At 73.4% G+C, this 8,292-nt stretch carries 6 protein-coding genes; 3 read left to right on the top strand and 3 right to left on the bottom strand.

Annotated features, from left to right (window positions below; genetic code table 11):
• The 3 genes from K7C98_RS06120 to K7C98_RS06110 form a co-directional block, all read left to right on the top strand.
• A partial coding sequence (locus K7C98_RS06120) for a hypothetical protein (protein WP_224190591.1) occupies positions 1 to 1,679 on the top strand: 1,679 nt, incomplete at its 5' end.
• A gap of 328 nt (positions 1,680 to 2,007) precedes the next feature.
• The gene (locus K7C98_RS06115; protein ID WP_224190590.1) at positions 2,008 to 3,063 is read left to right on the top strand and encodes a hypothetical protein; all 1,056 of its coding nucleotides are present in this window, start codon (positions 2,008 to 2,010) and stop codon (positions 3,061 to 3,063) included.
• Between the two features lie 188 nt (positions 3,064 to 3,251).
• The gene (locus K7C98_RS06110) at positions 3,252 to 3,869 is read left to right on the top strand and encodes a hypothetical protein (protein ID WP_224190589.1); all 618 of its coding nucleotides are present in this window, start codon (positions 3,252 to 3,254) and stop codon (positions 3,867 to 3,869) included.
• A gap of 191 nt (positions 3,870 to 4,060) precedes the next feature.
• Here K7C98_RS06110 and K7C98_RS06105 read toward each other — a convergent pair whose 3' ends face one another.
• The 3 genes from K7C98_RS06105 to K7C98_RS06095 all read right to left on the bottom strand — a co-directional run bounded on the left by K7C98_RS06105 (position 4,061) and on the right by K7C98_RS06095 (position 8,188).
• Positions 4,061 to 4,732 (bottom strand): carbonic anhydrase, encoded by a 672-nt coding sequence (locus K7C98_RS06105; protein WP_224190588.1) that lies wholly within the window; start codon positions 4,730 to 4,732, stop codon positions 4,061 to 4,063.
• Between the two features lie 414 nt (positions 4,733 to 5,146).
• A complete protein-coding gene (locus K7C98_RS06100; protein ID WP_224190587.1) occupies positions 5,147 to 6,631 on the bottom strand; it encodes a sigma-54-dependent transcriptional regulator in 1,485 nt (494 codons plus the stop codon).
• 33 nt (positions 6,632 to 6,664) lie between these two features.
• Positions 6,665 to 8,188 (bottom strand): sensor histidine kinase, encoded by a 1,524-nt coding sequence (locus K7C98_RS06095; protein WP_224190586.1) that lies wholly within the window; start codon positions 8,186 to 8,188, stop codon positions 6,665 to 6,667.
• Between the last annotated feature and the right edge of the window lie 104 nt (positions 8,189 to 8,292).

The following is an 8,292-nucleotide window of genomic DNA, read 5'->3' as shown; positions in this document are numbered from 1 at the left end:
CCGACGACGTCCCGCTCTCGCTCCACATCCTCGGCGACGACGACGAGCCGCTCGCCACCCGGGCGCGCCTCGGCCTGCCCTCGTCCGCCACCGCCACCTGGACCCCCGACGCCGCCGGCGAGTACACGATCGCCGTCGTGCACGACGGTGTCGCCATCGCCTGTCGCAAAGTACAGGTCGTCACGACCCCGCCCGAGCGCCCGCCCTTCGCCCCGAAGGGCCGCGCGTGGCCGGTCGAGCGGGCCTGGACCCCCGCCGAAGAGGCCCTCTACAGCGCCTGGCTGCGTGAGCTGTTCGCCGCCCCGCGCGGCGACGCGGCCGGCTTCGCCCGCCTCGACCAGGCCACCGGAGACCCCGCGCGCAACCTCCTCCACGACGCGCTCGGCCTGCGCGAGGACGACCTCGACCAGGCCGTCGCCCTGCGCCTCAAGCCCGACGGCGCCGACCTCCCGTACGTCGTGCGCGCCTACTGGTCGTGGAAGCGCCGGCTCCCGTTCGCCTATCGCAAGTGCCAGCGCGGCGGCGACGGCAAGGCCCCACGCTGCGGCGACGCGCGCACCAACCTCGACCCCGGCCCCGGCTTCACCATGCAGGCCACCGAGCTCGCGCGGGTCCAGCGATTTTTGTTCCGCAACATCGGCTGGGGCGTCCACGCCGGCAATGCGCGCACCGCCCTCGGCGACTCGTCCGCCGACCTCTACCCCGTGCGCCTCGACCTCCGCGGCCTCCGCCCCGGCGCCGTCTACACCGACCCGCACGGCCACATCTTCCTCGTCGTCGACCTCCTCCCCGCCGAGGGCGACGAGCGCGGCACCCTGCTCGCCGTCGACGGCAACCCCGACGGCAGCATCGCCCGCCGCCGCTTCTGGGAGGGCGCCTTCTTGTGGGACCCCGACCCCGCGCACGGCGGCACCGGCTTCAAGCGCTTCCGCCCGATCGTGCGGCGCGACGGCGGCAAACTCGTGCAACTGAGCGACGCCGAGATCCTCGAGTCGGCTGACCTCGGGGACATCTGGACCGGCCACGCCGAGCTGCCGGGCGTCTCGTTCTACGACGCCGTCGTCGCGCTGGTCGACGCGCCGCCGTGGGACCCGTCGCAGATCCAGCGCGAGGCCGTGGCGGCGCTGGCCGAACTGGCGCGCGACCGCGTCGAGCCGGTCGCACGCGGCGTCGAATACGCCCGCGAGCGCAAGCGGCCGATCACGATGCCGAGCGGCTGGGAGGTGTTCGAGGCCACCGGCGCGTGGGAGAGCTACTCGACCCCCGGCCGCGACCTCCGCCTGCTGATCGCCCTCGACGCCGTCCGCCGCCTCCCCGACCGCGTGCGCGAGCGACCCAACCTCTACGTCACGAACGGCGACCCCGAGGCCCGCGCCGCCGCGCTCGCCGACGAACTCGCGGCCCTGCTCCGCGACCCCCAGCACGCGATCACCTACACCCGCAGCGACGGCAGCCCGTGGACCGTCAGCCTGCACGACCTCGTCGACCGCGAGGCCGCCCTCGAGCGCGCCTACAACCCCAACGATTGCCCCGAGCTGCGCTGGGGCGCCCCCGACGGCAGCGACGAGCTGGCCACCTGCAGCTTCCGCGCCCCCGCCGACCAGCACGCCCGCATGGAGGCCTACCGCGGCTGGCTGCACCAGCGCCGCCCGCCGAAGCGCGGCGACAAGTCGCCCTGAGGCCGACTCTGAGCCGGACCCCAGTCACGAAGTCGCCGAGCCTCGCGGCGCCCATGAGCGCAGCCCGCCTGACACGTGATGCACCGAGCCTGAATTCGGCCACGAAGGTCGCTCCCGCGGCCGCCTCCGGAGTCGAAACCGCTCCCTCTCGCGGCCGTCCCCGCGAACGCCGTCCACTCGCGGCGCACGACCTCCGTCGCCCCCCGCCGCGCGAATTCACCGCGAATGTGCACACCGCTCGCCGACCCGCGCGTCCGCGCCCCCGGGCGCCGGCCTTTCGTCGCGCCCCCCTTCCTGGCAGCCTTGAGCTCGCCTGCAGGAGGCCGCCGTGTTCGACTCTGTCGTCCTCGACATCGCCATCGGACTGATCTTCGTGTTCCTCGCCACCAGCCTCGCCATCACCGCGGGCAACGAGCTGCTGGCCTCGCTGTTCAAGTGGCGCGCCAGGGACCTCGCCGCCGGCCTGCGACTGCTCGTCGGCAAGGAGGGCGACGCCGGCGCGGCCGGGCAGCCCGACATCACCGGCGCGTTGTATCAGCACCCGCTGCTGCGCGGCCTCCACCGCGACGCCGGCACCGGCGGCGACCGCAAGGCCCCCTCGTACATCCCGCCGCGGCTGTTCGCCATGGCGCTGCTCGACATCGCCTTGCGCCCGGCCGACAAGGGCGGGCAATTGGTGACGAGCAGCACCGCCGAGATGCGGGCGCAGATCGAGTCGAAGCGCGGCGAGCTCGGCGATCGCGTGACCGACGCGCTGTTGACATTCGTCAGCCACATCGAGACCGACACCCGCGGCGCGCTCGGCAAGCTCGATCGATTGCAGCGCGACGTCGAGAGCTGGTTCAACGCCGGCATGGACCGCGTCAGCGAGGTCTACCGCCGTCGGGCCCAGCTGTGGAGCAGCTTGCTCGCCATCTTCTTCGTCGCCGCCCTCAACCTCGACGCCATCCGGATCACCCGCTCCCTCGCCAACGACCCCGTCCTCCGCGCCTCGCTCATCGCCCAGGCCACCGAGACCGTCCAGCGCGAGGACCCGCGCGCGACCATCCCCGCCGCCGCGCCTGCGCCCACCAACACCGCCCTGCCCGAGCCCGCCCCCGAGACCGCGCCCTCGGCCACCGCCAGCGCCCTGCGCCAGCTGCAGACCGACATCGGTACCATCAATCAATTGGGCATCCCCGTCGGCTGGGAGGACAACCCGCCGCAGCAGAGCGTGTGGTGGTGGGTCAACAAGGTCCTCGGCCTCCTCCTCACCGGCCTCGCCGCCTCGCTCGGCGCCCCGTTCTGGTTCGACGTGCTCAAGAAGGTCAGCAGCCTGCGCGCCGCCGGCCGCATGCCGCCCCCGCCCGAGACGATCGCCCGCAACGAGGAGCGCAGCGCCTGAGCCGCCGCGTCGCGTGAAATCCCGGCGGAAATGGTGACAGCGCCCCGACAGGCCGCACGGCCAGGGGAGCCCTCGGGGCGTCGAGCCGGCGCTCCTCGACGCCCGCGCCTCCGCCCGCGAGGCGATCGACACACGCCGTGAGCCGCGGCGTGTGACCCGCGACCGCCGCCGGGGTACAACCAGGGCCAATGTCGCATCGCCTCGTCTCCCGCCCGCGACTCGCGGTGCTCGTGCTCGTGCTCGCCGGCTGCCCGAGCTTCTCCGAGCCAGGCACCAGCGCCACCTCCGCCACTTCCGCCTACGAGCCCACCTCCGAACCCTTCACCACGACGGACGGCGCGACCTCGGTGGGCACGACCCCGCCCACCACGTCAGCGAGCCCGACCACCACCGAGCCCACCACCACCACGACCGACGCCGCGACCACCGACAGCACCACCGGCGCCGATCAAGGCAAGATGTCCGAATATGGCCACGCCTGCGCGGATGACGACGAATGCGTCGCCATCCTCGGCGCCGGGGCCGTGTGCCTTACCGACGTCCTCGGCCTCTACGAGCTCCCGGGCGGCTACTGCAGCAAGCTGTGCGAGCTCCCGCCGCAAACCCCCTATGTCTTCGACGACCTCACGTGCGGCCGCGGCGTCGTCTGTATCGGCGCCGATGGCTACTTCGAGGCCTGCGCCGTCGAATGCGAGGCGAACAGCGAGTGCCCGCGCGACGGCTACGAGTGCCGCCTCATGCCGACGCTCGGCCTGTCGGGCGACCCCAGGTTCTGCCTCATGACAGACGAATTCATGACGCAGTAGCGCCGACGGCGACTTCGAGGCCTGCGCCGTCGAGTGCCCCGACGACAGCGAGTGCCCGCGCGACGGCTACGAGTGCCGCCTCATGCCGACACTCGGCCAGCCGGGCGACCCGACGTTCTGCCGCATGTCCGACGCATCGCCGCGATCGCCCGGCGTGCGCTCGCGGCGGCGGCTCCGCCTGCGCGGCCCCGTCACGAGGCGCGCCGCGGCGCCGACAGGGCCGCGCGCAGCTCCTCGGGCACGCCGAAGAAGTCGACGCGCCCGGACGCGATGTCGTACGTGGCGCCGACGATCACGAGCTCGCCGCTGCGCACCAGGTCCTCGAGGATCCGGCTGCCGTGGCACAGCTGCGCCACGGCCTGGCGGACGTTGGCGCGGATCGCCTCGGCGAGCTCCTCCTCGCGCGAGCGGCCGCCGGCGAGCTCGATCACCGTCTGCGCGATCGGGCGGATGCGGTCGACGATGTCGCGCAGGTTGTCGCTGCCGATCTCGCCGACGCCGTGCAGCACGTCGAGCGTCGCCCGGACCGCGCCGCAGCCCGAGTGTCCCATCACTACCAGCAAGCGCGTGCCGAAGGTCGCGGCCGCGAACTCGGCGCTGCCGACGATCGAGGGCGCGACGATGTTGCCGGCCACGCGAATGACGAACAGATCGCCGACGCCCTGGTCGAACAGGATCTCCGCGGGCGCCCGCGAGTCCGAGCAGGACAGCACGATCGCGAACGGGCTCTGGCCGGCGACGAGGTCCTCGCGCGAGAGCTGGCTGGCGAGCACCTGGACGCTGCGGGTGTCGTTCGAGTAGCGCTCGTTGCCGGCGATCAGCCGGCGCAGTGCCTCGAGAGGCGGGACGATTTGCTTGGTCATGGTCCTCCAGGGATGATCGGACCGCGCGGAAGCCGTGCGATCCGGTGGTCTCGATCGTGCGGCGGCCCCGTCCGCGACGGGCGGCTCATCCGCCGATCAGAATCAATGCAAGGTCACGTGACGCCCGCGCCCCGCCCGACAATACCGGTCAAGGAGAGGACGATTATCGTCTCTCGAAATATGCATCTCGCTATGGCCAATACCCGCTCCGGGCGCTGCCGCGAGCGAACAGGTGACTTTGATGACTGCAATTGGACGGGGCTTGCTGCATCTGTGGGGGCCCGGGTTGCGCGTGGTGTGCTTCGCGGCGCGGCCCTGATTGTCGGGCGCTCTGTCTTTCTCCTGAGATCCCACGAGCCTCCCGATCCGAGCGAGGTCGGGGAGTCGACCGCCGGACCGGGGGGCGCCGGGCGCTCAACCGCGGTAATCGGCCGCGACGATCGCGTGCCGTCGCAGCAGCTCGTGAAAATCGGTGCGGTTGCGGCCGGCCATCTTCGCGGCGGCGCTGACGTTGCCGCCGCAGCGGCGCAGCACCTCTTGCAAGTAGGCCCGGTCGAAGGCGTCCCGCGCCTCGCGCAACGGCGGCAGCTCCGCGAGCAGCGAGCGCGTGGCGTCGGGCATCACGTGGGTGTCGGGCGGCGCGGCCGCGACCGCGGCGCCGTGCTCGCCGGCCGGCGACCGCCGCCGCGACAGCACCGCGAGCACGTGCGCCGGTCGCAGCACCCCGTCGGTGGTCAGCAGCGCCGCGCCCTCGACGACGTTGGCCAGCTCGCGCACGTTGCCCGGCCAGTCGTGGCTCATCAGCAGCCGCAGCGCCTCGTGGCTGAGGTGCGGCGCCGGCAGGCCGTACTGCGTGGCCGCGCGGGTCAGGAACAGCTCGGCGAGCAGCGGGATGTCCTCCGGGTGCTCGCGCAGCGGCGGGAGCACGATCGGCACCACGTGCAGGCGGTAGAACAAGTCCTCGCGGAAGCGCCCGGCGTCGACCTCGGCCTGCAGGTCCTTGTTGGTCACGGCGATCACCCGCACGTCGGTGCTGCGCGCCTCGGTCGAGCCGACCGGGTAGTAGCAGCGCTCCTGCAGCACCCGCAGCAGCTTGACCTGCACCGCCGGGGGCGCGTCGCCGATCTCGTCGAGCAGGAGCGTGCCGCCCTCGGCCGCGGCGAACAGCCCGTCCTTGTCGCGCAGCGCCCCCGTGAACGCCCCCCGGACGTGCCCGAACAGCTCGCTCTCGAGCAGCTCGGTCGGCAGCGCCCCGCAATTGATCGCCAGGAAGGGGCCGTCGCGCCGCGACGAGTGGGCGTGGATGCTGCGCGCCGCGACCTCCTTGCCCGAGCCCGACTCGCCCGTCACGAGCACGGTGGCTTCGGCGGGGGCGATGCGCTGGATGAGGTCGCGCGCCGCGGCGATGCGCGCGCTGGTGCCGAGCAGGCGCTCGCTGATGCCGGGCTTCCCCAGCATGCGCCGCAGGTTCGCGATCTCGCGGCGCAGCCGCACGCGCTCGACGGCGTGGGCCAGCTTCTGCAGCAGCTCGTGGGCGTCGAAGGGCTTGGTGAGGAAGCCGTAGGCGCCGCGCTGGAGCGCCTCGACCGCGGTCTCGATGGTGCCGTGGGCGGTCAAGATCACGACCGGCAGATCGAGCGAGCGCTGCTGGATGGCGGCGAGCAGGTCGAGGCCGTTCTCGCCGTCGAGGCGCAGGTCGAGGACCACCGCGTCGACCACCTCGCGCTCGAGCACCTCGATCCCGCCGCGCGCCGTCTGCTCGCAGGTGACGTGATAGCCGTTGTGCTCGAGCCGCAGCGCGATCAGCTCGCAGAGGTCTTTCTCGTCGTCGATGACGACGACGTGCGGACGGGCTGGGCCGGAGGGCATGGTCGAGGGGTCGAGCTCGGTTCGGGACATGATAGCCTCGGTGATGAGTCTGGCCGGCCCGCCTCACGCGGCCGGGCCCTCGCTCCGTCGCTGCGCCGGGAGCCACAGGCGGAACGTCGCGCCCGCGCTCGCGCCGTCGTCGAGCGTGAGATCCCCGCCGTGCGCCCGCGCGATCTCTCGCGCGAGCGCCAGGCCGAGTCCGACGCCGAGGACCCGGCCCGACTGCGGCACCGCGTGGGTGACGAACGCGTCGAACACGATCTCGCGGATCGCCGCGGGCACTCCGGGCCCCTCGTCGCGGATCGTCACGACGATGCGCGCCTCGCCGCGGCCGTCCTCCGCGAGCTCCACGGTGCGCGCGACCAGCACGCGCTGGCCCCGCTGCGACACCGACACCGCGTTGCGCACGAGGTTGGCGACCGCCCGCTCGAGCAGCACCGGGTCGAGCTGCAAGTGCGGCGCCTCGCCGCGCCGGACCACCTCGATCTCGACGCCGCGCAGCTCGGCCTCCTGCGACTCGTCGGCGACGGCCCCGTCGATGATCGCGTCGATCGAGCTGCCCGCGCGCGGGCGCAGGGGGCTGCCCGAGCGCAGCCGCGACAGGTCGAGCAGCGTCGAGACCATCCGGATCTCCCGCTCGCAGGCGACGCGCGCGATCTCGACGACCCGGCTCTGCCGCGCTTCGAGCGGGCCGACCACGCCGTCGCTCAGCAACGCGAGCGCCTCGCGGATCTTCGACAGCGGCGTGCGCAGCTCGTGCGACACCGAGGCGAGGAAGCCCTGCTTGAGCGAGTCGAGCTGCGCGAGCCGCTGGCGCATCCGCTCGAGCTCGTCGGCGAGCACCTGGACCTCTAGCGGGCCGTCGACCGCGACCGGCGTGGCGAAGTCGCCGGTCCCGACGCGCCGCGCCGCCTCGACGAGGCTGACCAGCGGCAGGCTGACCGAGCGCGCCATCTGCCGCGCGACCAGCAGCGCGAGCAGCAGCGAGACGAGCGCGAGGGCCAGACCGACCCACGTCGCGGCGGTGCCGATCTGGCGCGCCTCCTCCTCGCGCCGGGTCACGGCGTCGTGCAGCTCGTGCAGGCGGGTGACCCAGAGGTTCGTCAGGTTCTCGTCGAGCTGCTCGCGGCGCATGTCGGCCTCGCGGCCGAGCAGCCGGTCGCACACGACGCTCGCGTCGACGTCACCGGCCAGCGCGAGGTAATCCTCTGCCATCGGCCGCATCGCCGCGTCGGGCGGCGCCGACGCGACGGCCTGCCGCAGGACCTCGACGAGCGGCCCGAGCCGGAGCCGGGCCCCCGGCGGCTCGGCCCCCTCCGCGCACGCGTCGTGGGCGTGGCGCAGCGCCACGTCGATGTCCCACATCGCGCGATGGAGCCGACCCTCGTGGCGCAGCGCGACCAGCTCGGTGTCGTTGAGCGCGCTGAGAACCGCCGTGACCTTCACCGTCGCGGCGAGCAGCACCGCGAGCGCCGCCGTGACCAGCAGCACCGGCAACACGTGCGACAGCGACAGGCGCGTCAGCAGCCGCCCGCGCGTCGGGTTGAGCGGTCGAGGCTCGTCAGCCGTGCGTGGGGCCTGCAGCATACGAAGAGCGTATCGCCCGTGGAGGTGGCCGTGGAATCGCCGCGGCGCGCCGCGACACCGGGCCCGGCCGCGACGCCGCCCGGGCCGCGCGCGGCGAGCCGCGC

The organism is Nannocystis pusilla, from assembly GCF_020073745.1.
GTDB lineage: Bacteria > Myxococcota_A > Polyangia > Nannocystales > Nannocystaceae > Nannocystis > Nannocystis radixulma.
This window is presented reverse-complemented; position numbering and strand designations above follow the sequence as displayed.

Excerpts from the sequence above, each read along its gene's own strand:
- K7C98_RS06105 (WP_224190588.1), bottom strand. The coding sequence starts at position 4,732 with ATGACCAAGCAAATCGTCCCGCCTCTCGAGGCACTGCGCCGGCTGATC.
- K7C98_RS06100 (WP_224190587.1), bottom strand. The coding sequence starts at position 6,631 with ATGTCCCGAACCGAGCTCGACCCCTCGACCATGCCCTCCGGCCCAGCC.
- K7C98_RS06095 (WP_224190586.1), bottom strand. The coding sequence starts at position 8,188 with ATGCTGCAGGCCCCACGCACGGCTGACGAGCCTCGACCGCTCAACCCG.
- K7C98_RS06110 (WP_224190589.1), top strand. The coding sequence starts at position 3,252 with ATGTCGCATCGCCTCGTCTCCCGCCCGCGACTCGCGGTGCTCGTGCTC.